This window comes from Microbacterium sp. p3-SID336, from assembly GCF_025143365.1.
Lineage (GTDB): Bacteria > Actinomycetota > Actinomycetes > Actinomycetales > Microbacteriaceae > Microbacterium.
The window spans coordinates 69,870-94,825 of sequence record NZ_JALXPE010000003.1; the positions used below are offsets into that span (position 1 = coordinate 69,870).

A 24,956-nucleotide genomic window follows, 5' to 3' on the forward strand; every position below is an offset into this window, starting at 1 on the left:
GAAACGCACACGGATGGACCTGTTCCTCGGCATCGACGTCGGCACCTACGAGACCAAGGGCGTGCTGGTGGACGCGGCGGGCGTCGTGCACGCGGAGGCGCGTGCCCGGCACGGGATCAGCACCCCGGCGCCCGGATGGGTGGAGCAGGATGCCGACGCCGTGTGGTGGGCGGATGTCGTGGCCGTCGCTGCGGAGCTGCGGGCCGCGGTGCCCGACGCCGTGATCGCCGCGGTCGCGTGCAGCGCCATCGGTCCGTGCGTGCTGCCGGTCGACGCCGAGCTGCGACCGCTGCGGCCCGCGATCCTGTACGGCGTCGACACCAGGGCGACGGAGGAGATCGGTCTGCTCGAGGAGCGCCTGGGTGCCGACGAGATCGTCCGTCGGACCGGGAACGTTCTCACCAGCCAGTCCGCCGGCCCGAAGGCGCTGTGGGTCGAGCGGCACGAGCCGGAGGTCGCCGCGCAGACGCGGTGGTACCTCACCAGCCAGAGCTACCTGGTGGCCCGGCTCACCGGTCGCGTGGCGATCGACCATGCCACGGCCGGGTACTTCCACCCCTGCTACGACCTCGCACGCCAGGAGTGGGACCTGGACGGCATCGCCGACCTGATCCCGGCGGAGAAGCTGCCGCCGCTCGCGTGGTCCTCCGAGGTGGCGGGCGCCGTCACACCGGCGGCGGCGGCGGCGACCGGCATCCCCGCCGGCACCCCGGTCATGGTCGGCACAACGGACGCGGTGGCGGAGGCGGTCGGCTCGTCCGTGGTCGCCGTGGACGACCTCATGCTCATGTACGGGTCGAGCGGCTACTTCATCCGCGTGACAGCGCAGCCGCACGTCGACCCTCGGCTGTGGGCGGCGCCGTTCGCGCTGCCGGGGCGCTTCGTGCTCGCCGCGGGGACCTCGACCGCCGGCACCGCGACCCGGTGGATCGCCGACCTGCTCGGGCTCGACCACGGCGACGGCGACACCGCGATGTTCGGGCGACTGATGGACCTCGTCCGCGCGGCACCCCCGGGGTCGAACGGCGTGCTGCACCTGCCGCACTTCAGCGGGGAGCGCACCCCCGTGCACGACCCGGACGCGCGCGCCGCGTTCACCGGGCTCAGCCTCGGCTCGGGGCGGGCCGAGCTCGCCAGGGCCGTGGTGGAGGGGGTCGGCGCGTCCGTGGCGCAGGCCGTGTCCGCGCTGCTCGAGGCCGGCGGAGGCGAGCCGCGCGCGGTCGCCGTCGGCGGCGGGACCCGCAACGAGGTGCTGCTGCAGACCGTGAGCGACCTGACCGGGCTGACGCAGCGCACGGCGGCCACCCTGGGTGCGGCCTACGGCGACGCCATGCTCGCCGCGATCGGCACGGGCGCGGTGACGGAGGAGCAGGCGGTGGGCTGGGTGGCGTTCTCGGACGAGGTGCGGCCGGGCACGGACGGACGGTTCCGCGACGCGGACCGGCATGTGCAGACGTACCGCGCGCTGCGCGCGGTGAGGGAGGGAGAGCGATGAGCAGGTGGCGGGAGCTGGCCGAGCATCTGGCGACGGTGAACGAGGTGGGGCAGGGGACGAAGGTCTCGGTCTTCGCCACGACCTCGTCGGTGCTCGACGCGGTGGACGCGTTCGTCGAGGAGGTGTACCGGCGCGGCGGCGTCCCCCAGGTGCTGCTCGCCGAGGAGCGGTACGACCGGCACGCCCTGGCGCACGCGAGCGAGGAGGTGCTGCGGGCGGCCGCCCCGCTGGAGCTCGCGTCGATGGAGTGGGCGGACGTGCACGTGTCGTTCCGCGGCATGGAGCCGCCCGCGGCCGAGATCGACGGCGCCCGGCTGAGCCTCCAGCGCGAGGGCAAGGGTGTGGTGTCGACCGCCCGCTGGCAGGGTACCCGCTGGACGCTCGTGCGGATCCCGACGCCGGAGTGGGCGGCCCTGGTCGGTGTGCCCCAGACGCAGCTCGAACAGGAGTTCTTCGCGGGGACCCTCGCGGACTGGCCGGCGCATCGCGCGCATCTCGATCGGCTGTGTGCGGAGCTGGACACGGTGTCGACCGTCCGCATCCTCGACGAGGACACGGACCTGCGGCTGAACTGCGCTGGACGCACGTGGGTGCCGTTCGCGGGCGAGGCGAACCTGCCGGACGGCGAGGTCGCGACCGCTCCCGTCGAGGACGGCGTGGACGGGCACATCACCTTCCCCGGCACCTTCTGGTTCGGCGGGGCGACGATCACCGACCTCCGGCTCGAGTTCGAGGCGGGACGGGTTGAGCGGGTGTCCGCCACGCGGGGCCTCGACCTCGTGGAGCGCATCCTGGAGGCGGACGGCGCGCGCCGGGTGGGCGAGCTGGGCATCGGCACCAACCCGCACGTGCAGACCATGACTGGCGACCTGCTGATCGACGAGAAGATCCTCGGCACGGTGCACATCGCCCTCGGCCGCTCGTACCCGCAGTGCGGAGGGAAGAACGAGTCGGCCATCCACTGGGACATCGTGAAGGACCTCCGCCCGTCCGGGCGGCTCGAGGCGGACGCGCGCGTGCTGATCGACCGGACGACGTACGACCCGCTGCTCGCAGGACAGGAGAGCTGACATGCGCAAGATCATCAACGACCCCGAGACCTTCGTCGACGAGACCCTGGAAGGGATCCTGCTCGCGCATCCCGACGAGCTGCGTGCGGTCACCGCCGACCGCCGGGCGCTCGCGCGGACGGATGCGCCGGCCCCCGGACGCGTGGGCATCGTCACCGGCGGCGGCTCGGGCCACCTGCCCTTCTTCCTCGGCTACGTGGGGCGGGGGCTGTGCTCGGCCGTCGCGGTGGGCAACGTGTTCTCCTCCCCGAGTGCCGCGCAGATCCATGCCGCATCGGTCGCGGTGCACTCCGACGCCGGTCTGCTCTACCTGTACGGCAACTACGGCGGCGACGTGCTGAACTTCGATCTCGCCGCGGAGCGCTGTCGCGCGGAGGGCATCGAGGTGCGCACGGTGCTCGGTGCGGACGACCTGCAGTCGGCGCCGCGCGACCGTGCCGATACGCGGCGCGGCGTCGCAGGACTCGTGCTGGTGTACAAGGTCGCGGGTGCCATGGCCGACCGCGGAGGCTCGCTCGACGAGGTCGCACGGGTGGCGCAGAAGGCGGCCGATGCGACCAGGACCATGGGCGTCGGGCTGTCGCCGACCGTGCTCCCCGCGGCCGGCGAGGAGACGTTCACGCTCGACGAGGGCGAGATGGAGATCGGCGTCGGCATCCACGGCGAACGCGGCAGCCACCGCGGCCCTCTGGAGTCGGCGGATGCCATCACGGATCGGTTCCTGGCGGAGCTCGGCGCGGAGCTCGATCTCACCGCGGGCCGCCGGGTCGCTGTGCTGGTGAACGGACTCGGGGCGACGCCGCTGGAAGAGCTGTACGTGATCTACCGGCGCGTGCACCGCACTCTCGCGGAGGCCGGCGTGGAGATCGGGTATCGCCTGATCGGGGAGTACGTCACCAGCCTGGAGATGGCGGGGGCGTCCCTGTCGATCATGCAGCTCGACGACGAGCTGGAGGAGCTGCTGCGCGACCCCGCGGGCTCCCCCTTCTTCCGCCAGGGCAGTGCACCGGTCGGGGAGACGGCCGTCGCGGTCGCCGTCGCCGACGAGGGCGCGGCAGCCGTCGAGGTCACCCGCGCCGCGTCGCCCAGCGCGCTGCGGGCGCGGCTGCTGCGCGTGCTGCCGCGGATGGAGGCCCACCGGGAGGAGCTGCGCACGCTCGACGCGGCGCTCGGCGACGGCGACCTCGGGGTGACGGTCGCGGCCGGCAGCGTCGCGATCGCCCGTGCGCTGGAGCAGCTTCCGGACGACGCCGATGCTCGCAGCCTCCTGCGTGCCGCGGGGGACGCGTTCGCGGCCGCGAACCCGTCCACGTTCGCCGCCCTCGTCGGGAGCGGGCTCCTGGCAGCGGCCGAGCGGACGCCCGAGGGCACGCACCTGGATCGCACGGGGCTGGCCGCCGCGGTGCGCGCCGTCGCGGAGCGGATCGCCGCCCAGGGCGGCGCGGCACGGGGCGACAAGACCGTGATCGACGTCCTGCATCCCGTCGCGGAGGCGCTGGATGCCGGCGCGGACGCGGCCGGAGTCGCGGTCGCCGCGCGGGAGGCCGTCGCCGAGAGCACCGCGTGGCAGTCGCGCCGCGGCAGGGCGGGATGGCAGCAGGAGCGGTCGGTGGGCCACGCCGACCCCGGGTCGGTCGCCGTCACCCGGTTCGTGGAGGAGCTGGCGCTCGAGGAGTCCGCGAGCGGGACGGCGTCCTAGGGGAGGGGGAGGTGCGGCGGGAAGGCGGCGATGCCTCCCCGCCGGGTGGGCGGGCGGCGCACGATCAGCCCGGCCTCCTCGGCGATCAGCGCGCCCGCCGCCCAGTCGAACTCGTACAGGTCGGTCTCGATGAAGGCGTCGACGCTGCCCTCCGCCGCGAGGCAGAGGCCCAGGGCCGCCGAGCCCACGCTGCGGAGATCGGTGAAGGAGGACATCAGCCCGGGGAGCTCGGCGAGCTGCCGCGCGCGCTGTGCCGGGTCGTAGGAGAAGCCGACGGCCAGCAGCACCGGCGTCGCCCCCTCGACGGGCCCGTGCAGCTGTCGCCGCACGCCCGCCGTCTCACGGAAGGCCCCGTGCCCTGCCGCGGCCGCGTACACGTGTCCCAGTTCGGGGGCGTGCACGACTCCGGCGAGCCAGGCCCCGGAGCGGACGTCCTGCACGGCGACCGAGGAGCCGTAGTGCGGCAGCCCGCGGACCACGTTCGAGGTGCCGTCGAGCGGGTCGATCGACCACCGCAGCTCGGCGGCCGAGCCGGCCGTCGTCGCGTACTCCTCGCCGGACACCTCGTCGTCGGGGCGGTGCGCGGCGAGAACGGCACGGATCGCGCGCTCCGCCCGCAGGTCGGCCTCGGTGACGACATCGCCCGCGGCGCCCTTGGTGCGAACGCCCAGCGCATCGGCGGCGGTGTCCCTGGCCGTGCGGGCCTCGGCGAGCTCATGGGCCCCCGCGGCGGCGGCGGCGAGGGCGATATCGAGCAGTTCGGGCGCAGACGGCATGGCAGATCGGACCTCCGGTGGGCGATCCTCCAGCGTAGCGCCGCGACGCCGCCGGCCTAGCGGCGCGCGACCACCAGCGGGACCCCGGTGAGCGGGTGCGGGAGCACGTCGACGGGCTGCCCGTACACCTGCTCGATCCGCGCGGCGGTGAGGACCGTGGTCGGGGTGCCGGTCGCCGCCACCCGTCCGCCCGCGAGCAGGGTCACGCGGTCGGCATGGGCGAGGGCGGCGTTGAGGTCGTGCAGCACGACGGCGACCGCGGCGCCGGCGTCGGCCTGCGCGCGGATCAGCCGCATGACGTCTTCGTGGTGCTTGAGATCGAGCGCAGCGGTCGGCTCGTCCAGCAGGAGGATCCCGGTGCGCTGTGCGAGGACGCGGGCCAGCGCGACCCTGGCGCGTTCGCCGCCCGAGAGCGAGGGAACGACACGGTCGCGGAGTGCGGCGACCTCGGTGTGCGCCAGAGCCGCAGCGACCGCGTCGTCGTCGTCCGCTGAGGCCGTCGTCCGGGCCCAGGGGGCGCGGCCCATGCGCACGACCTGTTCCACCGTGAACGGGAAGGTGACGGTGTTCTCCTGCAGCAGCACCCCGCGCCGCTGCGCGAGCACGCGCGGCCGCAGCGATCCGATCGGCATCCCGTCCAGCAGCACCTGGCCGGACCGTGGTGCCACATCGCCGGCGAGCACGCCGAACAGGGTCGACTTGCCCGCGCCGTTCGGCCCGATGAGCGCGTGGACCTCGCCCCGGTGCACATCGATGGAGGCGTCGTCGAGGATCGATCGACCACGTCCACGGGCCTCCCCGCGGGTGTCGCCGACGCGGACCGTGATCCCGTCCGCGCGCAGCCGGGGGGTCATGCCCAGCCCCCCGCGCGGCGCCGCGTCCGGACGAGCAGCCAGAGGAAGAACGGCCCGCCGACGAGCGAGGTGATCATGCCGATCGGCAGGTCGGCGAGGGGCACGGCCGTGCGGGCGACGAGATCGGCCACACCGATCAGCAGCGCCCCGCCGAGCGCCGAGGCGATCACGAGGGGCAGGTGCGCCGGGCCGATGAGCATCCGCATGAGATGCGGCACCACGAGCCCGGCGAAGCCGATGATCCCGGCGAACGCGACGGCCGCGCACACGAGGAGGGCCACGGTCACGATCACGACGATCCGCAGCAGCTCGACGTTCACGCCGAGGTGGCGCGCGGTGCGCTCGCCGAGTGCGAAGAGGTCGAGGCCGCGGGCCACGATCAGGGCGACGGCCAGGCCGATCGCGACGAGCGGTGCGACCACCTGGATGTTCGACCACAGCGCGCCGTTGAGCGAACCGAGCTGCCAGAACACGATCTGCTCGCGGGTCGAGGTGGTGCCGAGGAACGTGAGGAAGGCCATGCCGGCACCGGCGATGGCGTTGGCGGCGATCCCGGTCAGCAGCAGCGTGACCACCTCGGTGCGGCCGCCCGAACGGCTGATCAGGTACACGGAGAACACGGCGACGAGCCCGCCGAGGAACGCGAAGACGGGGGTGGTCCACATGCCGAAGGTGGCGAGGCCGAAGGTGATGCTGGCGGCGGCGCCGAGTGCTGCTCCCGAGGACACGCCCACCACGCCCGCGTCGGCGAGCGGATTGCCGAAGATCGCCTGCATGAGCACGCCGGACACCGCGAGCGCCGCCCCGACCAGCAGTCCGAGCACCACGCGCGGGAGGCGGAGGGTGTAGATCACGCCGTAGTCGGTCGCCGCGGCGGGTGCCCAGGCCGTGTCGATGCCGATGCCGCGCAGCAGCACTCCGACGAGTGCGGCGGGGCTCAGCTCGTACTGGCCGCTGGTGATCGAGACGGCGCACGTGACGGCCACGGCGACGAGAAGCGCGAGAACGACGAGGGTGAAGCGCAGCGTCCGGTGCCCGGTCGGCGTCGGGGTGACGACCTCCCCGCTCACGTCGTCGGCTCGGGGGCGTACAGTGCGCGGGCCAGCGCGCCGATCACGTCGGCCGACCGCGGTCCGAAGCTGAGGATCTCGGCGTCGGCCATGTCGATCACCCGGCGGTTGGCGCCGGCGGGAGTCTGCGCCACGGCGGGGATCCGTTCGATCAGTCCCTCGATGCCGCCGACGGACTCGAGGCCGTCCGTCATCATCACGAGCACGTCGGGTCGCGCGGCGACCAGCGCCTCCGCGGTCAACGGCTTCATGCCCTGCCAGCCGATCTCGGAGGCGACGTCGACCCCGCCGACCGCGTCGATCAGCGAGTCCGCCCCGGAGTCCTCCCCGAAGATGTAGTAGACGTTGGCGCTGCCGCGCACGTACAGGAAGAGCATCCGCGCACGGTCTTCGACGGCGGGGGGCGCGACCGCGGCGATCTCGGCCACGGCCGTCTGCACGTCGTCGTGGAGTCGTGTGCGCAGTTCCTGCCCGCGGGAGGGCACGCCGAGGGCGGCGGCGATCTCGGTCACGAGCGCCCCGGTCGTGTCGAGCCGGCGCTCGCTGGAGATCACGACCACGGCGATGCCGGCGTCGCGCAGCTGCTGGCGCACCTCCTTCGGCCCGATCGACGTGTCGGTGAGGATCACGGTGGGAGCGAGCTCGAGGATCGCCTCGGGGTTGAGGGAGTGCCCGGTCTTCGTCACCACCGGGAGGTGCTCGGTCCCGGGGAAGAGCGTGGACGAGTCGCGGCCGACGACGCGATCGCCGAGGCCCAGCGCGAAGACGGTCGAGGCGATCGTGCCGGAGATGTCGATCGGGAGGATGCGGTCGACGGTGGTGATCGCGACCTCACGGTCTTCGCTGTCGGTGACGGTCACGGGCAGTGCGGGCGCGGTGTCGTCCTCGACGGGGGCGATCTCGTGACGGGCGAGGCAGGCGGTCGAGGGTCCGCGTGCCGTGCGGACGTCGTCGACGAGCGCGAGGGAGGCCAGGGGAGCGGTGGCCTGCGGGCAGGACTCATCCGTCGTCGCAGCCCCCGGGGCGCCGGCTCGGGGAACGGTGCAGGCCGTGAGGCCGACCGCGAGAGCAGCCGCGAGGACGAGAGCGCAGAGGCGAAGCATTAGGCAAGGCTAACCTAAAACTTGACGGACGTGACAGAGCGGACCTACGCTCAGGAATCGCAGCTTACTTAGCTGAGCCTAACCAACATTCGTCCCTCGCCCGACTGCCCATGCGGCTGCGCCGGAGCGCGCTCGATCGCGCCCGGAGAGCCGTGGAGAATCGTGAACGACACAGCCATCGCACCTCTCGCGAGCCCACGCCTGCGCGTCCTGCTCGCCGCCCTGATCTCCGTCCTCCTCGTCGCCGCCGGGGCGGTGATCGCACCCCCCGCACACGCGGCCGGCGGCACCGTGACTCCCACCGTGACCTCCGCGAGCACCTCGGGCCTCACCGTGCAGGTGCAGGCGAGCGGCCTCCCCGACGTGTCCGGCGCCTATGCGGCGCTCATCGTGAAGGGCACCGAGAGCGGCCTGAGCGGCGCGGGCGGGTACGCGGCCTTCGCGCTGCCGTTCCCGCGCGTGCAGGGCGGAGCGAGCAGCTTCACGCTGACGGCCGCCGCGGGATCGCTCGACCGCACCAAGAGCTACGAGGTGCTCGTGTGGCAGCAGCACTCGAATCCGAGCGCCTCGACGATCTACGGGCGCGGCGACGTCGCGGTCTCCACCGCGCAGTGGGATGCGCTGTTCGGCACCACCCCGACCGACCCCGGCACCGACCCGGGCACGGATCCCGGCACCGACCCGGGCACGGACCCCGGCACGGATCCGGGTACCGACCCCGGCACGGACCCGGGTACCGACCCCGGCACGGATCCGGGTACCGACCCGGGTACCGACCCCGGCGCGGACCCGGGTACCGACCCGGGCACGGATCCCGGCACCGACCCGGGCACGGATCCCGGTACCGACCCCGGCACGGACCCGGGCACCGATCCCGGCACGGTCGCAGCGGCGATCGAGGTGTTCCTCGCCGACGGCACCACCCCGGCCGCGGGCGTCGCGCTGGCAGCGGGGGACCGGATCGTCGTGCGCGGCACCGGGTACGACCCGAGCGCGAACGTCGGTGGCCGCGGCGTGCCCATCCCGAAGCACCTACCGCAGGGCACCTACGTGGTGTTCGGCAACTTCGGCGCGGACTGGCACCCCTCCACGGGCGCCGCCTCGTCCAGCCGCTCCGTCGGGGCGCAGTCCTGGGCTCTCGCCGAGGACGTGCTGGACCAGGTGCCGCCGCAGTACCAGTCCGCGATCCGCGCGCAGTGGGTCGACATCTCGGCCGACGGGTCCTTCCAGGTCACCCTCACCCTCAAGGACACCCCGGCGAAGCCCGGCTCCTACGGCGTCTACACCTACGCGGCGGGCGGCGTCTCCAATCCCGACCAGGAGCGGAGCGTGGCGCTGGACTACCGTATCGCCCCCACGCTCACCACGGCGGTGAAGACCGCGACCGCGCAGGACGGCCTGACGGTCACCGCGACCACCGCGAAGCTCGACGGCGTCACGGGGGCGTACGTCGCCCTGATCGAGTCGGACACGGAATCGAGCGTGACCGCGAGCGGAGGCTTCCTCGCCATGACGTACGTGCGGACGATCGACGCCGGCACGTTCACGGTGGACCTGACGACCGCCGCGAAGAACCTCGACCGCACGAAGACCTACGAGGTCATCGTGTGGAAGCAGCACACGATGCCGAGCGGGGACACGATCCACGCGCGCGGCCCCGTCACCATCACCGCGGACCAGTGGAAGGCGCTGCTCGACGAGAAGCCGACGGAGCCGAAGCCGCCCGTCACCCCGACGACGCCTCCCACGACGCCGCCGGCGAGCGTCGCGGGCGGATCGCTGCGCTGGGCGATCTCCTCGTCGTTCGCGAACTACGTCGCGGGTCCGATCGCCCAGGGTGCCATCCAGGTGTCCGGCGGTGCCACCCGCTCCGGGGGCCAGTTCCAGTTCGGGCAGAGCGTCGGCGGCGACTACGACACCGGCACGGGGCTCGGCAGCGTCGTCTACCGCGGTGCCGTCCGCTTCACCGGACACCACGGCGTGCTCGATGTCACCGTCTCCGACCCGGTCGTGCGCGTGACCTCGGCCGGAGCGGCGACCGTGTTCGTGACCAGCGGCGGGGCTGCGGTCCCGTTCGCGACGCTCGACCTGTCTCGTGCCGCCCGCATCGCCGCCAACGGCGCCGTCACCTATTCGGGCGCCCCGGCCACGCTGACGGCGGCCGGTCGCGATCGCGTGCTCGCGGGGTACTCCACCACGCTCGACCCGGTCACGTTCACGATCGGCTCGGCCGCTGCGGCGCCATCGGGGTCGACCGGCACGGTGGCCGCCGCGACGGTCGTGACGCGCACCCCGGTCCCCGCGACACCGCCCGCCACCGAAGGCATCGCGATCGACGCGCTAAACCTCGCCGCGCTCGCCGCGGGTCTCGATGCGACCGTGACGGCCGCCGGGTTCCGGCCGCACGAGGAGGGCATCCGCGTCGTCGTGTACTCGACGCCCGTGCTGCTCGACACCGTCACGGCGGATGCCTCAGGTGTCGCGACCTGGTCGGGTTCGCTACCGGCGGCGCTGGAGGACGGCGACCACACGCTCACGTTCCAGGGATCGGTCGACCGCGGCCTCGCGTTCACGCTGGCCAGGACCGCCGCCACGATCGACACGTGCACCGTCGAGGGCGCGACGATGCAGTGGGGGTACAAGGAGTCCTTCCGGACGTACATCGAGGGCATCGCGAAGGGCGGCTGGACCCTGACCGGCGTCGAGTACCGCTACCCCGACTTCGTGTGGGAGGGCGGAACCGGCACCCTCGACGAGGCGGCACTGTCCGGGCTCGTCACGTTCGGCGGCAGCATCGCGTTCACGGGTCACGAGGGCGCCCTGAACACGACTCTCGCGGATGCCCGCATCGAACTGGCGGGTCGCGTCGGCTACCTGGTGTTCGACGTGACGGGCACCACGCAGTCCGGGGAGGTCGTGGATCAGCAGGGCGTGCGGCTGGCGGAGTTCGCTCTCGATGACGCGACCGTGGCGGACGGCGTCCTCGCCATCGACGGAGTGCCCACCGCGCTGACGGAGGCCGGGGCCGCGGCGTTCGGCACCTACGCCGCGGGAGAGCAGCTCGACCCGGTGACCGCATCCATTCCGGTCGACGGAGGGTGCGGTACGGCGGCCGAGGAGGAGCGGGGCACGGAGTCGGGTGCGAGCGCCGCCGTGACCGCGACGTCGGAGCCCGCCGGCACGGAGGGTGCCCCGGTGTGGCTGTGGATCGTCGCCGGGCTCGCGGTGGTCGCGCTCGGCACCGGCGGCGGTGTGCTGATCGCCCGGCGTCGCCGCGCGTCGGACGATGCGGTGACCACGACCCGGCTCTGAGCGCCGCGACGCCGCCCTCCCGCGGAACAGGGGGAGGGCGGCGTCGTGACGTGGGAGAATGGAGGCATGTCCCCCCGCGATACCCACCAGACCGTCGAAGCGACCGTGCGCCGTGTGCCGCGGTACGGCGTGCTCATGGGCATCGGCGTCGTCCTCGGGGTGATCGTCGCCGGCATCCTCACGATGGTCGGCAGCTACGACGAGTCGCAGGCGCTCGACGTGGTCTACCCGCCCGGTCAGGTGTTCGGCTTCCTCCTGCTGTGGACGGTGCCGATCGGCCTGGCACTCGGCGGGGTGGCGGGGCTCGTCCTGGAGCGCATCGCCCGTCGTCACGACCGCGTCGTCAGGGTCGACCGCGAGACGGTGGTCGACGACGAGGACTGAGCGTCAGGCCAGCTCGGCGATGACCGGGCGGATCGCTCCGTCGAACGCGACGACGTCACGCCGCAGCCCGTCGGTCACCGCGACCGAGAGCGCCCCGATCCACCAGATCCCGCGCTGGGACAGCGGCAGCACCTGCACGTTCAGCTCGAAGGAGTGGGCGCGCCGCCCGATCTCCCGCTCGAACTCCGCGATCGCGCTCGCATACGCCCGGTAGGCGTCGCCGCCGGTGTGGCTCTTCATCGAGCCGACGTAGCGGTCGTGGGCCGCGCGCGCGAACCGCAGGGCGGTCGGCGCATGCGGGCGGATCGCGTCCGCGAGCTCCTCCGCGCCCAGGGCGGGCAGCGCCACGAGCGTGTCGAACCCGTCGATCAGCTCGAGCGGCACGCCGGAGCGGTGCGCGCGCGGCTCGACCGTCATGTCCCAGTAGTCCCGCCACTGCGCCTCGACCTCGGGGGAGGCGTCGACGGCGTCGGGCGCGCGCACCGGAAGGTCGCGCAGTGCGGGAAGGTCTGCGGGCGAGCGGATCCCGAGCAACTGCCGCAGCGCGAGCGCGACGAGCACCGAGACGCTCGCGTCTTCGCGGATGAGCCACTGCGGCTTGTCGGCCATGCGCCCATCGTAGGCGGGCGAGGTGCCGCGCTCCGAGTCCCTGCACGGTAAACCCCGCGTCGAGCCGCGTCAACCCTCGCGGGAATCCCCGAGCCGGGGAGTAGACCTGCCTGCACGTCGGCGCTCGTCGGCGGGTAGTCGAGAGGAAGAGCGATGTCGCAGAGCAATGCAGAAGGGACCGTCGGCGGCGGTACGGACGAGTCGCCGGGCACGGTCAGGACCGCCGCGCACGAGGCGGCAGGAGTTGCCGGCACGGCGAAGGACGAGGCCGCCGGCGTCGTCGAGACCGCGAAGGCCGAGGCGGGCGCCGTCGCCCACGAGGCCAAGGACCAGGTGCGTGACCTCTACCACCAGACGAGGGCCGAGCTGACCGAGCAGGCGGCGGTCCAGCAGCGCCGCGTCGCGGACGGGCTTCGATCGGTCGGCGGGGAACTGGGCAGCATGGCGGACGGCGCCGAGGGCGGCGTCGCGGCCGATCTGGTGCGCCAGGCGTCCACGAGGATCCAGGGGATCGCCGGATGGATCGGCGACCGCGACCCGGGGTCGCTGCTCACGGAGGTGAAGTCGTATGCGCGGGCCAAGCCGGGCACGTTCATCGCCGTCGCGGCCGTGGCAGGGCTCGTGGTCGGGCGGCTGACCAGAGCGCTCTCGGAGAGCGCGGCCGACTCGGCCTCCGGCACGTCGGGTTCCGCTTCCGGGGTCTCCGCCGGGGGTGCCGGTGTCGGCGCCGGCACAGGGTCGTCCGCGTCGAGCGCCGCCGGGCTCTCGGGTGTGGGATCCACCGCGGACATCACCCCCGCGGCGACGACACCCGCGGCCGTCCCCGGCGCGGCAGGAGCTGCGGGCGGCACGGGCGCCGCAGGCAGCACGGGCAGCACCACGCTGGGCGAGCCGCCGATGCCGACGGACGGCACAGTTCCCGGAGCCCCGGACGGCATGAGCGGCATCGACGCCGGCACAGCGCCGTGGGGTGTGACCAGGGACGAGGATCGCGGCGACACCCCGCTGTACGACCGGACGGACGCGGCGAACCGCGCTCCGGGCGACGAGGAGCGACCATGACCGACGCCACACCCTCGGAGCAGAAGGCCGAGACCACGTCCCTGGGCGACCTGCTCAGCGAGGTGACCAGCGACCTGTCGACGCTGATGCGCCAGGAGCTGGAACTCGCGAAGGCCGAGCTCAAGCAGTCGGCCACACGCGCCGGTCGCGGGGCGGGGATGCTCGGCGGGGCGGGATACGGCGCCATGATGGCCGTCTTCTTCCTGTCGGTCGCCCTGTGGTGGGGACTCGGCTACTACGTGACGGGTCTCGGCTGGTCGGCCGTGATTGTCGCGGTCATCTGGGCGGTCATCGCCCTCGTCCTGTTCCTGATGGGACGCACGCAGTTGAAGAGCATCGAGGGGGCTCCGCGCACGGTGGACACCCTGAAGCGGATCCCCGATGCCGTGAAGAGGAATGAGGAGAACCGATGAGCGATTCACCCGACGCGATCCGCGCCGACATCGAGAGGACCAGGGCCGAGTTCGGCCGCGACGTCGATGCGCTGGCCGACAAGGTCACCCCGTCGAAGGTCGTGCACCGGCAGACGCAGAAGATCAAGGGTGCGGCGCGTTCCGTCGTCGACCGGGTGATGGGCGCCGCCGACGATGCGGGCGGCGCGGTGGGCGATGCGTCGTCCTCCGTCGCCGACGCCGGCCGACGCACGGTCGCCAAGGCACAGGGCAACCCGCTCGCCGTGGGGCTGATGGCCTTCGCGGCGGGGCTCGTGATCGCCGCTGTGATCCCCGCCTCCGACAAGGAGAAGGAGCTCGCGGACGACCTCAAGGAGAAGGCCCAGCCGCTGATGGACGAGGCGGCGGACGTCGCGAAGACCATCGGCCAGGACCTGAAGGAGCCGGCGCAGGACGCCTTCGCCGCGGTGAAGGACGAGGCCGCGGGCGCCGCCGCGCACATCAGGGACGACGCGACGCAGGCCGTCGACGAGGTCAAGGGCTCCGCGCAGGACGCCCGTGACACCGCGAGCGGGAGCTGAGCGCTTCGCCCTGCCGCCCTCCCCTCGGGCCCGCTGCCGTGCTGTCGGCAGCGGGCCCGTACCGGGTGGGCGTCGCGGGCGCAAGCCCGTGGACGCGGTGAGCCGGGCGTGGGATGGTCGTCCCATGAAGCTCGACTCGACCGCGTGGCAGTGCTGACCATGTCCCGATCGCACACCCTCGACGCTCCGGACGAGGATTCCGTCTCCGCCCTGTCCGCCAGACCGCTGTGGGCCGCCGTCGCCGACGGGTTCTACGTCGGCAGCCGCGCCGGATCCTTCCTCGGTTACGTCGACCGGCAGCCGGGCGGCCTGTGGCGCGCGTTCGACGCGGCGTCCCGCGTGATCGGCGACTTCCCCGACCACCACGCGGCCATCGCCGCGGCGACGGACGCACGGCCCGAGGCCGGCCTCGCCGGAAGCGAGAGCATCGGATGACTCCCGACCATGCCCTGCTCTCGCTCGTCTACTGCAGCACGGCGACCCAGGCGTTCGGCGACCAGGAGCTCGCGCAGCTGCTCGACACGAGCCGCACGGCCAACGAGGCGCGCGACATCACCGGTCTCCTCTTATACCGCGACGGCGAGTTCGTGCAGATCCTCGAAGGGGAGGAGCGCGAGGTGGAGGCGCTGATGGCGCGGATCGCGACCGATCCCCGGCACACGGATGTGCGGGTGCTCCTGCGCGAGCCGCTGCACGAGCGCCGATTCGCCGACTGGACGATGGGGTACCAGACCCTGACGGCGGCCGAGCCGCGGATGGCCGACGGGTACCGCGATTCCTTCGACGATCTGCGCATGGGAGACCACGACATGATCGGCCGGGCGCTGATGGAGCTCACCATGTGGTTCCGGGTGCGGGAGGCCGCCCAGGGCGCGGAAGCGCTGGAGATCCGACCGGTCGGCGGGCGGTAGGCTGTTCGGGTGGCTGCCTCCCCCACCAACCCCTATTCCGAAGCCGGCGTCGACACTGCTGCGGGCGATCTCGCCGTCGAGCTGATGAAGTCGTCCGTTCGCGCGACGCACGGCCCCGAGGTGCTCGGCGGCGTCGGCGGATTCGCCGGGCTGTTCGACGCCAGCGCCCTCCGCGACTTCCGGCGTCCACTGCTGGCGACCAGCACCGACGGCGTCGGCACCAAGGTCGCCATCGCCCAGGCGATCGACAAGCACGACACGATCGGACAGGACCTCGTCGGCATGGTCGTGGACGACATCGTCGTGGTCGGCGCGAAGCCGCTGTTCATGACCGACTACATCGCATGCGGCAAGGTGGTCCCCGAGCGGATCGCCGACATCGTCCGCGGCATCGCCGAAGCCTGTGCCGCCACCGGCACCGCGCTCGTCGGCGGCGAGACCGCCGAGCACCCCGGGCTGCTCGGACCGCGCGACTACGACGTCGCCGGCGCCGCGACCGGAGTGGTCGAGGCCGATGCGATCCTGGGCGCCGAGCGCGTGCACGACGGCGATGCGGTGATCGCGGTCGCCTCCAGCGGCCTGCACTCCAACGGCTACTCCCTCGTGCGGCACATCATCACCCGCGCCGGGATCTCCTACGGCGACAACGCTGCCGATTTCGGCAGCACGTGGGGCGAGGCCCTGCTGGAGCCGACCCGCCTCTACACGCTGCCGCTGCTGCGGCTGATCGACCGGCTGGACGGCGGCGTGCACGCGCTCAGCCACGTCACGGGCGGCGGCATCGCGGCGAACCTGGCGCGCGTGCTGCCCCAGGGCAGCTGGGCCGAGGTCGACCGGTCCTCGTGGTCGCCCAGCCCGGTGTTCCGCGTGCTGAGCGACATCGCCGGCTCCACCCTGGAATCGGCCGAGGGCACCTGGAACCTCGGCATCGGGTTCCTCGCGGTGGTCGCCGCCGAGAAGACGGATGCGGCGGTCGCCGCACTGCAGGCGGAGGGCATGCACTCCTGGCAGGTCGGCACCGTCGGCTTCGGCGCACGGCCGTCCGGCGAGTTCGAAGAGGGCGCCAAGGGCGTCGACGGCGGAGCGGTGCGCCTGGTCGGCGCCTACGCGGACGGAGCGAAGTAACCACCCATGTGCGGCATCGTCGGAATGGTGGGGACAGCCCCGGTCAATCAGGACATCTACGACGCGCTGCTGCTGCTGCAGCACCGCGGCCAGGACGCCACGGGCATCGCGACGGCCGAGTCCAACGGCGTGATGCACAACGCCAAGGCGCCGGGAATGGTGCGCGAGGCGTTCCGCACGCGGGACATGCGCGCGCTGCTCGGCAACGTCGGCCTCGGCCACGTGCGCTACGCCACCAAGGGCACCGCGTCGAGCGAGGAGGAGATGCAGCCGTTCTATGTGAACGCGCCCTACGGCATCATCCTCATCCACAACGGCAACCTCACCAACACCCGTGAGCTCACGGCCGACATGGCCAAGCGCGACCGCCGTCATCTCAACTCGTCGAGCGACACCGAGCTGCTGCTGAACGTGCTCGCGGGCGAACTGCAGGCCACGACCTCCACGGTCGACCTCGACCCGGAGCGCATCTTCGAGGCCGTGGCGCGCACGCACGAGCGCATCGAGGGCGCCTACGCGGTGATCGCGGTCATCGCCGGGTACGGGCTGCTCGCCTTCCGCGACCCGTTCGGCATCCGTCCGCTCATCCTCGGCCGCCGTCCGTCGATCGTGCCGGGCAAGGAGGGGCGCGACGAGTGGGTCGTGGCCAGCGAGTCCCTGGTGCTCGAGAACGCCGACTACGAGGTCGTGCGGGAGGTCGAGCCCGGCGAGGCCGTGTTCATCACGAACGACGGCGAGCTGTTCACGAAGCAGTGCGCCGCCGAGACGCACCTCGCGCCGTGCGCCTTCGAGTACGTCTACCTCGCCCGCCCCGACTCGATCATGAACGGCATCTCGGTCTACGAGTCGCGGCTGCGGATGGGCGACCGCCTCGCCGACACGATCGCGAAGCACGTGCCCATGGACAGGATCGACGTGGTCATGCCGATCCCCGACTCCTCCCGCCCCGCGGCGATGGAGGTGGCCCGCAAGCTCGGCATCGAGTACCGCGAGGGCTTCTACAAGAACCGCTATGTGGGCCGGACCTTCATCATGCCGGGTCAGGCGGTGCGCAAGAAGAGCGTGCGGCAGAAGCTCAACGCGATGTCGGCCGAGTTCCAGGGCAAGAACGTGCTGCTGATCGACGACTCGATCGTGCGGGGCACCACGTCGAAGGAGATCATCCAGATGGCGCGGGATGCCGGCGCCGCTTCGGTGACGTTCGCCTCCGCTGCGCCGCCCGTGCGGCACCCGCACGTGTACGGCATCAACATGCCCTCGCGTCACGAGCTGATCGCCCACGGCCGGACGATCCCGGAGATCGCCGAGGAGCTGGGCTGCGACCACCTGGTGTACCAGGAGGTCGAGGATCTCAAAGCCGCAATCACCGAGGGCTCCGCGCTGGAGGACCTCGACATGAGCTGCTTCGACGGCCGCTACGTCACCGGCACGGTCACCGACGAGTACCTCGCCTGGGTGGAGGGGTCGCAGACCTCATGACGTCGCCGAGCGCACGGCCGCTGTGGCAGGGCCGGGCACTCGCGCTGATCGGGATCGTCCTGGTCGCGTTCTCGCTGCGCTCCGCGGTGGCCTCGCTGTCCCCGGTGCTCGACCATGTGATGGACGACTTCCCGGTGTCTCCGGTGGTGGTCGGCCTGATCGGTGCGGCACCGCCCGTGTGCTTCGCGCTGTTCGGTCTGCTCACCCCGCTGTTCGAGCGCCGGTTCGGACTGGAGCGGATGGCGGTGACCGCGATCGCGTTGATGGCGCTCGGGCTGCTGCTGCGCGGGGTCGCGGTGGATTCGACGAGCCTGCTGGGTGCCACGGCGATCGTGTTCGCGGGCGTCGGCTCGGGCAACGTGCTGCTGCCGCCGCTGGTGAAGAAGTACTTCCCCGACCGTCTCGGCGTGATGATGACGGTGTACTCGACCACGATGGCGGTGTCGACGTTCCTGCCACCGCTGGTCGCCGTGCCGGTCGCTGACACGTTCGGCTGGCGCCTGTCGCTGGGGATGTGGGGCGTGATGGCGGCTCTCGCGCTCGTGCCCTGGGTCACCCTGCTGCTGCGACACCGCACGGGGTCGTCGGAGCCGGTGCCCGCCGAGCTGCTCGTCCCCGACCCGACGGACGGAGTGGACGACGTCCGCGACGCCGTGGCCGCCTCGACGGGCCCGATCACCACGGTGCCGGCCAATCCGCGCGCATTCTCGCGCCTGTGGCGGCTGCCGCTCGCGTGGGCGCTGGCGCTTGTGTTCGGCACCTCGTCGACCATGGCCTACGTCTCGTTCGCGTGGATGCCCACGATGCTGGTCGACATCGGCGGTGTGAGCCCGGCGACCGCCGGATTCCTGCTCTCGCTGTTCGCGCTGATCGGCCTCCCGTGCTCGATGCTCGTGCCGATCCTGGTGGTGCGCTTCCAGGCGACCCGCCCCCTGTTCCTCGTCGCGGTCGGCGCCGGTCTCGTCGGACTGCTCGGCCTGCTGCTGGCGCCGACGGTCGCGCTGCCGCTGTGGGTGAGCATCTTCGGCCTGACGGCGATCATGTTCCCGCTGAGCCTCGTGCTGCTGAGCATCCGCGCCCGCACGCCGGAGAGCGCGGTGGCGCTGAGCGGGTTCGTGCAGAGCATCGGCTACGCCATCGCCGCGGTCTTCCCGCTGCTGGTCGGACTGCTGCACGACACGACCGGCGGGTGGAAGGTCCCGTTGATCGTGGTCGGGGCGGTGCTGGTGGCGTCGATCCCCGCGGGCATCGTCGCGGGGCGCCGTCGCACGATCGAGGACGAGTGGGAGCGGCGGCACGGCTCGTGGTGAGCCGGCTCAGTGCGCCCCGCGCGGGGGTGCCGTCGACGACCGCACGATGAGCTGCGGCTCGGTCGAGGGCATGTCGCCGACGGGGTCGCGCCCTTCGATCTGCGCGATCAGCCGCAGCGCCGCCGCGCGGCCCATAGCCTCGAAGGGCTGCCGGATCGTGGTGAGGGCGGGGGAGGCGTAGGCGGCGAGGGCGATGTCGTCGACGCTGACCACCGAGACGTCCTCCGGCACGCTGCGCCCCGCCTCGTGGAGCGCGCGGATGAGGCCGAACGCCATCTCGTCGCTGCTGACGAACACCGCGGTCGCCTCGGGGATCGCGGCGATGGTGCGTCCCGCCCGGTAGCCGGATTCGGGGGTCCAGTCCGCGGGGATCACGGGAGGCGGCACGATGCCGCGGTCGCGGAGCGTCTGCTCCCAGGCCTCGCTGCGCTGCTCGGTCTCCGTCCAGTAGTCGTCGCCGGACACGTGCCACACCGTGGCATGGCCGAGGTCGAGCAGGTGCTCGACGGCGAGGCGGGCGATCGCGCGCTGGTCGACGGCGAGCGGCGCATCGTGTTCGAGGGACGTGCGCTCGCTGCGGGTCGCGGGGGTGCGCTCTGTGCGGGCGCGCATGGCGGGGCTGTCGAGCGCGATCGGGACGCCGAGGATGATGCCCTCCGCTCCCTGGCGCTCCAGCCGGTCGAAGGCTTCGAAGAAGGCGTCATCCGAGGCGTGGTCGGCGACGGCGGCGGTCGTCACGGTGTAGCCGTTCGCGGCGGCGGCCTGCTGGATGCCGACGCCCAGGGCCGCCGAGGAGTAGCGGTCGGTGGAGACGACGATCACCCCGAGCACGCGGGTGCGGCCGCTGGCGAGGGAGGCGGCAGCCGCATGCACCCGATAGCCGAGCTCCTCGACGGCGGCGAGCACGCGGCGGGCGGTCTCCGGGCGCACGTTGTCCTGCCCTGACATCACGCGCGAGACGGTCTGGGTGGAGACCCCGGCGAGGCGGGCGACGTCGACCTGGCTCGGGGCGCGGTCGTCTTTGGGGCGGCGGGGTGACATGCCCCAATGGTAGCGATCAAACGGCGGAATGACGCGGAGCACGACGGACGACGATGCGATAATGTGAACGCAAACAATTCTGTGGGGAGCGCTATGCCTGACCTTCTCGCCGCAGCCGCGGACGGTTCGCCCGCCGCCGCGGCCCCGCCGGCCGTCACCCCTTCCGACGGCACGCCGGCGCTGGCCTGGCGAGCGGGCGAGATCCTGCGTCGCGGCGTCCCGCATCGGATCCTCGCCGGCTCCCTCCACTACTTCCGTGTGCATCCCGACCAGTGGGAGGACCGGCTGCGGCGCCTCGCCGCCATGGGCGCGAACACGGTGGACACCTACGTCGCCTGGAACTTCCACGAGCGCGTCGAGGGCGAGCCGCGCTTCGACGGCTGGCGGGACATCGCACGCTTCGTCCGTCTGGCGGGGGAGGTCGGGCTGGACGTGTTCCTGCGACCGAGCCCCTACATCTGCGCCGAGTGGTCGAACGGCGGGATCCCCTTCTGGCTCTCGGGTCGCGCTGCGGCGCTGCGGACGAGCGCCCCCGACTTCCTCGCCGCCGTGGACGCCTGGTACGACGCGCTGCTCCCGCAGCTCGTGCCGCTGCAGGCGGCGTACGGCGGGCCGATCGTGGCGATCCAGATCGAGAACGAGTACGGCTCCTTCGGCAGCGACGACGCCTACCTCGCATACCTGCGGGACGGCCTGCGCGCCCGCGGCATGGTGGAGATGCTCACGACCGCCGACGGCACCACCGACGACATGATCGCGCACGGCAGCGTGCCCGGCGCCATGACCACGTTCACGTTCGGCACCGGCGTCCCTCTCGCGGCGGCGCTGCGCCGCCCGGGGGAAGCCCTGATGTGCAGCGAGCTGTGGGGCGGGTGGTTCGACCACTGGGGCGAGCGGCATCACGTGCGTTCGGCGGCCAGCATGGGCGGCACGGTGCGCGAGCTGCTCGACGAGGGCGGCTCGGTCAGCCTCTACATGGCGCACGGCGGCACGAACTTCGGGTTCTGGAACGGTGCGAACCACGACGGGGTGCTGCAGCCGACGGTGACCAGCTACGACTCGGATGCGCCGATCGGCGAGGACGGCACGCTCGGCGAGAAGTTCCACGCGGTGCGCGCGCTGTTCGCCCCGTTCCATCCGGGCGAGCTGCCGCCGGTTCCCGCCCAGCCTCGACGTCAGGCCGCGGCATCGGCCCCGCTGCGACCGACGGCGTCGCTGCTCGACCTGCTCGCGACGCTGCCGGCCGACGCGGAGTCGCCGCAGCCGCAGACGTTCGAACAGCTCGGTGCGGAGGACGGGCTCGTGGCCTACGAGGCTGCCGTCACCTTTCCGGAGGGGGCGACCCTGACGATCGACGGACTGCACGACCGCGCCGTGGTGCACCTCGACCGACAGCGGCTCGGAGTGCTCACGCGCGACGGGGACACCTCCCTCGCGCTGCCGTCGGCCGGAGGCTCCGGACGCCTGACGATCCTGGTGGAGAGCCTGGGGCGCATCAACTACGGGCCGTACACCGGCGAGGGCAAGGGCATCATGCGCGGCGTGCTGATCGGGCGGCGCTTCGTGCACGGTTGGACCCACCGGATCGTGCCGGACAGTGCGCCGGTCGCGATCGTCGGCGCGAGCTCGGACGGCGCGGCACGCGTCGATGACGCGACCCGGCGGAATGGCGCGTCGGGTGGGAACGGCGGGGCAGTCGGGAACCACGCGGAGGGGGTGGCCGTCGCGTCCTTCGACGTGGCTGAGCCGCTGGATGCGTGGCTGGCGTTCCCCGGTGGCGGGAAGGGCTTCGTGTGGCTCAACGGCTTCCTGCTCGGGCGCTACTGGCGCGTCGGTCCGCAGGAGACGCTGTACGCCCCCGCCCCGCTCTGGCGCGTCGGGCGCAACGACGTCGTGGTGCTCGACCTCGACGGTCTGGGCTCGGCGGTGGAGATCCGCGAGACGCCGTCGTTCGGGGAGACCGAGGAGTTCATCGGCTCCTGACGGACGCTCTCGAAGGAGCCGCCCGCGTCGCCGTGTGCGGCGCGGCTCGCGTCTGCCGTCTGCCGCGGGCATACTGGCACGTCGCAAGGTAACGTGTTACCCGATGGTAGCATCGGATTCGCGTCCGTCGCCCTCCGTCGACGGACGCTCCTTTCTGTCCGCGCCCCTCCTCGAACGGTTCCCCATGCCCGCGAAGACGTCACTCGACCGAACCCTCAGCATCTCGTGCGTCGTGATCGGCGCCGTCGCCGTCTTCTGCGGTTTCGCACTGTTCCCGCCCCTCATCGGCATCATCGTGGGCTTGCGTGCACGGCAGCGAGAACCCGAGGGGGAGGACATCGCCGCCTGGGGCATCGGCCTCAACATCGCCGTGCTGCTCGGGTGGCTCGTGACCCTCGCCGTTCTCGTGATGACCGGCACGCTCGCCCAACTACTGCGTCCGTAGGTCCGACCGGAGCGCAGAGCCGCTCGCGGTCGGGCCGCGGATCCACCGACGATCGTCGAAGAACGGCGTCGTCACCTAATGAATGGAGAGATTCATGTACGAAGCATCACCTCAAGCGGCCGTGCCCCAGCCACGCACGATGAGCACGACTTCCTTCGCGTTGGGGATCGTGTCGGTCCTCTGCGGCTTCCTCTTCGTCGTACCCATCCTCGGGCTGATCTTCGGGATCATCGGCAAACGACGCGAACCGGCCGGCACCACGCTCGCGGTCTGGGGCATCGTCCTCAACGCGGTGGTCCTCGTCGGCTGGATCGTGCTTCTCATCCTGCTCATCGTGACGGGAGCCTTCACAGTGATCTTCCGCCAGTAGTGGTCCCGACCGCGGGTGTCGCGTGAATCAGCCTTTCACGGCACCCGCGGCCAGGCCCGAGCGCCAGTACTTCTGCAGCGTGAAGAACAGCACGACCAGGGGGATCACCCCGAGCAGTGCCCCGAGCATCACGGCCCCCTTGTCGGGCGAGAAGTAGCTCATCATCCCGTAGAGGCCGAGCGTGACCGGCTTGAGCTCCGGACTGGAGATCATCATGAGCGGCAGCAGGAAGTTGTTCCACGTCGCCACGAAGATGAACAGGAAGATGGTCACCATCGCCGGGCCCAGCAGCCGCAGCACGATCGTGAAGAAGATCCGTGCCTCGCCCGCGCCGTCGATCCGGGCGGCCTCCAGCAGCTCTGTCGGCACGGACGACTGCGCGTAGACCATGCCGAGGAAGACGCCGAAGGGCGACACGGCCGAGGGGATGATGATCGCCCATACCGTGTTCGTGAGCCCGAGCGCGTGGAACTCGATGTAGAGCGGAACCGTGAGCAGGGCGACCGGCAGCAGCAGCCCCGCCATGATCACGCCGACCGCGAGCCTCTTGCCGGGGAAGGCGAACTTCGCGATCGCATACCCGGCCATCACCGCGAACAGTGTGCCGATCACGCCGGCGCTCACGGAGTAGAACAGGGAGTTGCCGACCCAGCGCCAGAACAGGCCCTGGGTCCAGCCCATGAGGCTCTCGTAGTTCGGGCCGAGGTTCGGGGAGGCGAACCAGAACCCGAAGGTCGACGTGAGGTCGGCATTGCTCTTGGTCGAGGCGACGACGAGCCAGAACACCGGGACGAGGAAGTACAGCGCGGCGACGACCAGGGCGATGATGCCGAAGGTGCGGGCCGCAGGTCCGGGGGCGATCGAGGGCGGCGGCGCATCGGCGTCCTGACGGCGGCGGCCACGGCGGGCGGCGCGGGGCGCGACGGTCATGAGTCGGGTGGTGGTCATGCGTCGCCCTTCCGGCGCTGCAGCAGCGCGTACACGATCGCGAGCGCTCCGGCGATTCCGGCCATGAGCAGGGAGTAGGCGGAGGCGGGGCCGCTGCCCGAGGGCGAGAGCTCGCCCATCATGGTGTTGTAGGTGAGCATCATCGGGGTGAAGTCCTTGCCCATCCACGAGTTCGCGGCCTCCATGATCACCGGTTCGTTGAAGAGCTGGATGGTGCCGATGATCGACAGCAGCACCGCCAGCAGCGCGGCGCCGTGCACCAGGGGCACCTTGATGCGTGTCGCGATCTGGAACCCGCTCGCGCCGTCGAGCCGCGCGGCTTCGTAGAGATCCCGCGGCACGGCCTGCAGGGCGCTGAGGAAGATGAGCATGTTGTACCCCGTGTAGGTCCACGTGGTCATGTTCGCCATCGAGAACAGGATCGTCTGCGGCGACATGAGGTCGGTGCCCGGGGGGAGGTAGGGAAGGAACGGCGAGACCTCGGGGGTGTAGAGGTACAGCCACATCATCGCGGCGATGATGCCGGGGACGGCGTACGGCAGGAAGAACGCGAGGCGGAAGAGGGCGGGACGCCGCACGATGAACGAGTCCAGCAGCAGGGCGAGCGCAAGGGCGGCCAGGATCATGACCGGGATCTGCAGCGCGGCGTACAGCACCACGCGCCCCATGCCCAGCCAGAACGCGCCGTCGGTCGCGGCGGCGGCGAAGTTGTCGAGCCCGACGAAGGTGTCCACCAGCTCGCCTCCGCCGTACAGTCCGCCGCCGGCAGGTACCTGGGCGAAGAACGAGGAGCGCACGGACACGACGATGGGGATCAGGAAGACGACCGCGAACAGCACGGCGAAGGGGGCCATGAACAGCCAGCCGGTGAGTCCTTCGCGACGCACGCGCGACCGGCGCCGCGGCGGGGAGGAGGGGGGCGGCATCGCGACCGTCG

Annotated in this window: 24 protein-coding genes; 16 read left to right on the plus strand and 8 right to left on the minus strand. The window is 72.1% G+C overall.

Translation table 11 applies throughout. From position 1 onward, the window contains the following. Positions 1-13 precede the first annotated feature (13 nt). The 3 genes from M3C17_RS01630 to M3C17_RS01640 are packed head-to-tail and all read left to right on the plus strand — an operon-like array spanning position 14 to position 4,264. Complete coding sequence (locus M3C17_RS01630) at positions 14-1,495, plus strand: FGGY-family carbohydrate kinase (RefSeq protein WP_259975899.1); 1,482 nt, start codon at positions 14-16, stop codon at positions 1,493-1,495. Beyond that, positions 1,492-2,565 (plus strand): aminopeptidase, encoded by a 1,074-nt coding sequence (locus M3C17_RS01635; RefSeq protein ID WP_259975900.1) that lies wholly within the window; start codon positions 1,492-1,494, stop codon positions 2,563-2,565. Before M3C17_RS01630 ends, M3C17_RS01635 begins: the two co-directional genes overlap by 4 nt. Position 2,566: 1 nt before the next feature. Then, a complete protein-coding gene (locus tag M3C17_RS01640) occupies positions 2,567-4,264 on the plus strand; it encodes a dihydroxyacetone kinase family protein (protein WP_259975901.1) in 1,698 nt (565 codons plus the stop codon). On the opposite strand, the gene M3C17_RS01645 is transcribed toward M3C17_RS01640, so the two are convergent. From M3C17_RS01645 to M3C17_RS01660, 4 genes are read right to left on the minus strand one after another with little or no spacing between them, the layout of a single operon-like run. Continuing rightward, positions 4,261-5,040 carry an inositol monophosphatase gene (locus M3C17_RS01645; RefSeq protein WP_259975902.1) on the minus strand — a complete coding sequence of 260 codons (780 nt, stop codon included), beginning with the start codon at positions 5,038-5,040 and terminating at the stop codon, positions 4,261-4,263. The genes M3C17_RS01640 and M3C17_RS01645 overlap by 4 nt on opposite strands. Positions 5,041-5,096: 56 nt before the next feature. Further along, the gene (locus tag M3C17_RS01650; RefSeq protein ID WP_259975903.1) at positions 5,097-5,894 is read right to left on the minus strand and encodes a heme ABC transporter ATP-binding protein; all 798 of its coding nucleotides are present in this window, start codon (positions 5,892-5,894) and stop codon (positions 5,097-5,099) included. After that, positions 5,891-6,964, minus strand: coding sequence for an iron ABC transporter permease (locus M3C17_RS01655; RefSeq protein ID WP_259975904.1), 1,074 nt, complete (start codon positions 6,962-6,964; stop codon positions 5,891-5,893). The genes M3C17_RS01650 and M3C17_RS01655 overlap by 4 nt, the downstream gene beginning before the upstream one ends. Continuing rightward, positions 6,961-8,067, minus strand: a complete 1,107-nt coding sequence (locus M3C17_RS01660; protein ID WP_259975905.1) for a hemin ABC transporter substrate-binding protein — start codon at positions 8,065-8,067, stop codon at positions 6,961-6,963. The genes M3C17_RS01655 and M3C17_RS01660 overlap by 4 nt, the downstream gene beginning before the upstream one ends. A gap of 162 nt (positions 8,068-8,229) precedes the next feature. Between M3C17_RS01660 and M3C17_RS01665 the strand changes: the two genes are divergently transcribed. Both M3C17_RS01665 and M3C17_RS01670 read left to right on the plus strand, forming a co-directional pair. Continuing rightward, the gene (locus M3C17_RS01665) at positions 8,230-11,379 is read left to right on the plus strand and encodes an HtaA domain-containing protein (protein ID WP_259975906.1); all 3,150 of its coding nucleotides are present in this window, start codon (positions 8,230-8,232) and stop codon (positions 11,377-11,379) included. Between the two features lie 66 nt (positions 11,380-11,445). After that, entirely contained in the window at positions 11,446-11,763 is a 318-nt protein-coding gene (locus M3C17_RS01670) for a potassium transporter Trk (RefSeq protein ID WP_259975907.1), read from the plus strand. Between the two features lie 3 nt (positions 11,764-11,766). On the opposite strand, the gene M3C17_RS01675 is transcribed toward M3C17_RS01670, so the two are convergent. Continuing rightward, positions 11,767-12,372, minus strand: coding sequence for a zinc-binding alcohol dehydrogenase (locus M3C17_RS01675; RefSeq protein ID WP_259975908.1), 606 nt, complete (start codon positions 12,370-12,372; stop codon positions 11,767-11,769). 153 nt (positions 12,373-12,525) lie between these two features. Between M3C17_RS01675 and M3C17_RS01680 the strand changes: the two genes are divergently transcribed. The 8 genes from M3C17_RS01680 (at position 12,526) to M3C17_RS01715 (ending at position 19,232) form a co-directional block, all read left to right on the plus strand. Continuing rightward, positions 12,526-13,434 (plus strand): hypothetical protein, encoded by a 909-nt coding sequence (locus M3C17_RS01680; RefSeq protein ID WP_259975909.1) that lies wholly within the window; start codon positions 12,526-12,528, stop codon positions 13,432-13,434. Continuing rightward, the gene (locus M3C17_RS01685) at positions 13,431-13,847 is read left to right on the plus strand and encodes a phage holin family protein (RefSeq protein WP_259975910.1); all 417 of its coding nucleotides are present in this window, start codon (positions 13,431-13,433) and stop codon (positions 13,845-13,847) included. The genes M3C17_RS01680 and M3C17_RS01685 overlap by 4 nt, the downstream gene beginning before the upstream one ends. After that, positions 13,844-14,407 (plus strand): DUF3618 domain-containing protein, encoded by a 564-nt coding sequence (locus M3C17_RS01690; protein WP_259975911.1) that lies wholly within the window; start codon positions 13,844-13,846, stop codon positions 14,405-14,407. Before M3C17_RS01685 ends, M3C17_RS01690 begins: the two co-directional genes overlap by 4 nt. Positions 14,408-14,551: 144 nt before the next feature. After that, positions 14,552-14,842: a hypothetical protein gene (locus M3C17_RS01695; RefSeq protein WP_259975912.1), complete on the plus strand. Its 291-nt coding sequence runs from the start codon at positions 14,552-14,554 to the stop codon at positions 14,840-14,842. Further along, positions 14,839-15,318 (plus strand): BLUF domain-containing protein, encoded by a 480-nt coding sequence (locus M3C17_RS01700; RefSeq protein ID WP_259975913.1) that lies wholly within the window; start codon positions 14,839-14,841, stop codon positions 15,316-15,318. The genes M3C17_RS01695 and M3C17_RS01700 overlap by 4 nt, the downstream gene beginning before the upstream one ends. Before the next feature lie 9 nt (positions 15,319-15,327). After that, a complete protein-coding gene (purM, locus tag M3C17_RS01705) occupies positions 15,328-16,443 on the plus strand; it encodes a phosphoribosylformylglycinamidine cyclo-ligase (protein ID WP_259975914.1) in 1,116 nt (371 codons plus the stop codon). A 6-nt stretch (positions 16,444-16,449) separates the two neighbouring features. After that, entirely contained in the window at positions 16,450-17,922 is a 1,473-nt protein-coding gene (purF, locus tag M3C17_RS01710; RefSeq protein WP_259975915.1) for an amidophosphoribosyltransferase, read from the plus strand. Continuing rightward, entirely contained in the window at positions 17,919-19,232 is a 1,314-nt protein-coding gene (locus M3C17_RS01715) for a CynX/NimT family MFS transporter (RefSeq protein WP_259975916.1), read from the plus strand. The genes purF and M3C17_RS01715 overlap by 4 nt, the downstream gene beginning before the upstream one ends. Before the next feature lie 6 nt (positions 19,233-19,238). Here M3C17_RS01715 and M3C17_RS01720 read toward each other — a convergent pair whose 3' ends face one another. Further along, on the minus strand, positions 19,239-20,273 hold the full coding sequence (locus M3C17_RS01720; protein WP_259975917.1) for a LacI family DNA-binding transcriptional regulator: 1,035 nt from the start codon (positions 20,271-20,273) through the stop codon (positions 19,239-19,241). A gap of 93 nt (positions 20,274-20,366) precedes the next feature. Between M3C17_RS01720 and M3C17_RS01725 the strand changes: the two genes are divergently transcribed. The 3 genes from M3C17_RS01725 (at position 20,367) to M3C17_RS01735 (ending at position 23,071) form a co-directional block, all read left to right on the plus strand. Then, the gene (locus tag M3C17_RS01725) at positions 20,367-22,256 is read left to right on the plus strand and encodes a beta-galactosidase family protein (RefSeq protein ID WP_259975918.1); all 1,890 of its coding nucleotides are present in this window, start codon (positions 20,367-20,369) and stop codon (positions 22,254-22,256) included. Positions 22,257-22,440: 184 nt separating this feature from the next. After that, entirely contained in the window at positions 22,441-22,701 is a 261-nt protein-coding gene (locus M3C17_RS01730; RefSeq protein ID WP_259975919.1) for a hypothetical protein, read from the plus strand. Positions 22,702-22,840: 139 nt separating this feature from the next. Then, positions 22,841-23,071, plus strand: a complete 231-nt coding sequence (locus M3C17_RS01735) for a DUF4190 domain-containing protein (protein WP_259975920.1) — start codon at positions 22,841-22,843, stop codon at positions 23,069-23,071. Positions 23,072-23,098: 27 nt separating this feature from the next. Here the strand turns inward: M3C17_RS01735 and M3C17_RS01740 are convergent, their stop codons facing one another. Beyond that, entirely contained in the window at positions 23,099-24,019 is a 921-nt protein-coding gene (locus tag M3C17_RS01740) for a carbohydrate ABC transporter permease (protein ID WP_259975921.1), read from the minus strand. Continuing rightward, entirely contained in the window at positions 24,016-24,945 is a 930-nt protein-coding gene (locus M3C17_RS01745) for a carbohydrate ABC transporter permease (protein WP_259975926.1), read from the minus strand. The genes M3C17_RS01740 and M3C17_RS01745 overlap by 4 nt, the downstream gene beginning before the upstream one ends. Between the last annotated feature and the right edge of the window lie 11 nt (positions 24,946-24,956).

Excerpts from the sequence above, each read along its gene's own strand:
- M3C17_RS01675 (WP_259975908.1), bottom strand. The coding sequence starts at position 12,372 with ATGGCCGACAAGCCGCAGTGGCTCATCCGCGAAGACGCGAGCGTCTCG.
- M3C17_RS01690 (WP_259975911.1), top strand. The coding sequence starts at position 13,844 with ATGAGCGATTCACCCGACGCGATCCGCGCCGACATCGAGAGGACCAGG.
- M3C17_RS01685 (WP_259975910.1), top strand. The coding sequence starts at position 13,431 with ATGACCGACGCCACACCCTCGGAGCAGAAGGCCGAGACCACGTCCCTG.
- M3C17_RS01670 (WP_259975907.1), top strand. The coding sequence starts at position 11,446 with ATGTCCCCCCGCGATACCCACCAGACCGTCGAAGCGACCGTGCGCCGT.
- M3C17_RS01630 (WP_259975899.1), top strand. The coding sequence starts at position 14 with ATGGACCTGTTCCTCGGCATCGACGTCGGCACCTACGAGACCAAGGGC.
- M3C17_RS01650 (WP_259975903.1), bottom strand. The coding sequence starts at position 5,894 with ATGACCCCCCGGCTGCGCGCGGACGGGATCACGGTCCGCGTCGGCGAC.
- M3C17_RS01715 (WP_259975916.1), top strand. The coding sequence starts at position 17,919 with ATGACGTCGCCGAGCGCACGGCCGCTGTGGCAGGGCCGGGCACTCGCG.
- M3C17_RS01725 (WP_259975918.1), top strand. The coding sequence starts at position 20,367 with ATGCCTGACCTTCTCGCCGCAGCCGCGGACGGTTCGCCCGCCGCCGCG.
- M3C17_RS01720 (WP_259975917.1), bottom strand. The coding sequence starts at position 20,273 with ATGTCACCCCGCCGCCCCAAAGACGACCGCGCCCCGAGCCAGGTCGAC.
- M3C17_RS01700 (WP_259975913.1), top strand. The coding sequence starts at position 14,839 with ATGACTCCCGACCATGCCCTGCTCTCGCTCGTCTACTGCAGCACGGCG.
- M3C17_RS01740 (WP_259975921.1), bottom strand. The coding sequence starts at position 24,019 with ATGACCACCACCCGACTCATGACCGTCGCGCCCCGCGCCGCCCGCCGT.
- M3C17_RS01745 (WP_259975926.1), bottom strand. The coding sequence starts at position 24,945 with ATGCCGCCCCCCTCCTCCCCGCCGCGGCGCCGGTCGCGCGTGCGTCGC.
- M3C17_RS01645 (WP_259975902.1), bottom strand. The coding sequence starts at position 5,040 with ATGCCGTCTGCGCCCGAACTGCTCGATATCGCCCTCGCCGCCGCCGCC.
- M3C17_RS01730 (WP_259975919.1), top strand. The coding sequence starts at position 22,441 with ATGCCCGCGAAGACGTCACTCGACCGAACCCTCAGCATCTCGTGCGTC.
- M3C17_RS01635 (WP_259975900.1), top strand. The coding sequence starts at position 1,492 with ATGAGCAGGTGGCGGGAGCTGGCCGAGCATCTGGCGACGGTGAACGAG.
- purF (WP_259975915.1), top strand. The coding sequence starts at position 16,450 with ATGTGCGGCATCGTCGGAATGGTGGGGACAGCCCCGGTCAATCAGGAC.
- M3C17_RS01680 (WP_259975909.1), top strand. The coding sequence starts at position 12,526 with ATGTCGCAGAGCAATGCAGAAGGGACCGTCGGCGGCGGTACGGACGAG.
- M3C17_RS01660 (WP_259975905.1), bottom strand. The coding sequence starts at position 8,067 with ATGCTTCGCCTCTGCGCTCTCGTCCTCGCGGCTGCTCTCGCGGTCGGC.
- M3C17_RS01735 (WP_259975920.1), top strand. The coding sequence starts at position 22,841 with ATGAGCACGACTTCCTTCGCGTTGGGGATCGTGTCGGTCCTCTGCGGC.
- M3C17_RS01640 (WP_259975901.1), top strand. The coding sequence starts at position 2,567 with ATGCGCAAGATCATCAACGACCCCGAGACCTTCGTCGACGAGACCCTG.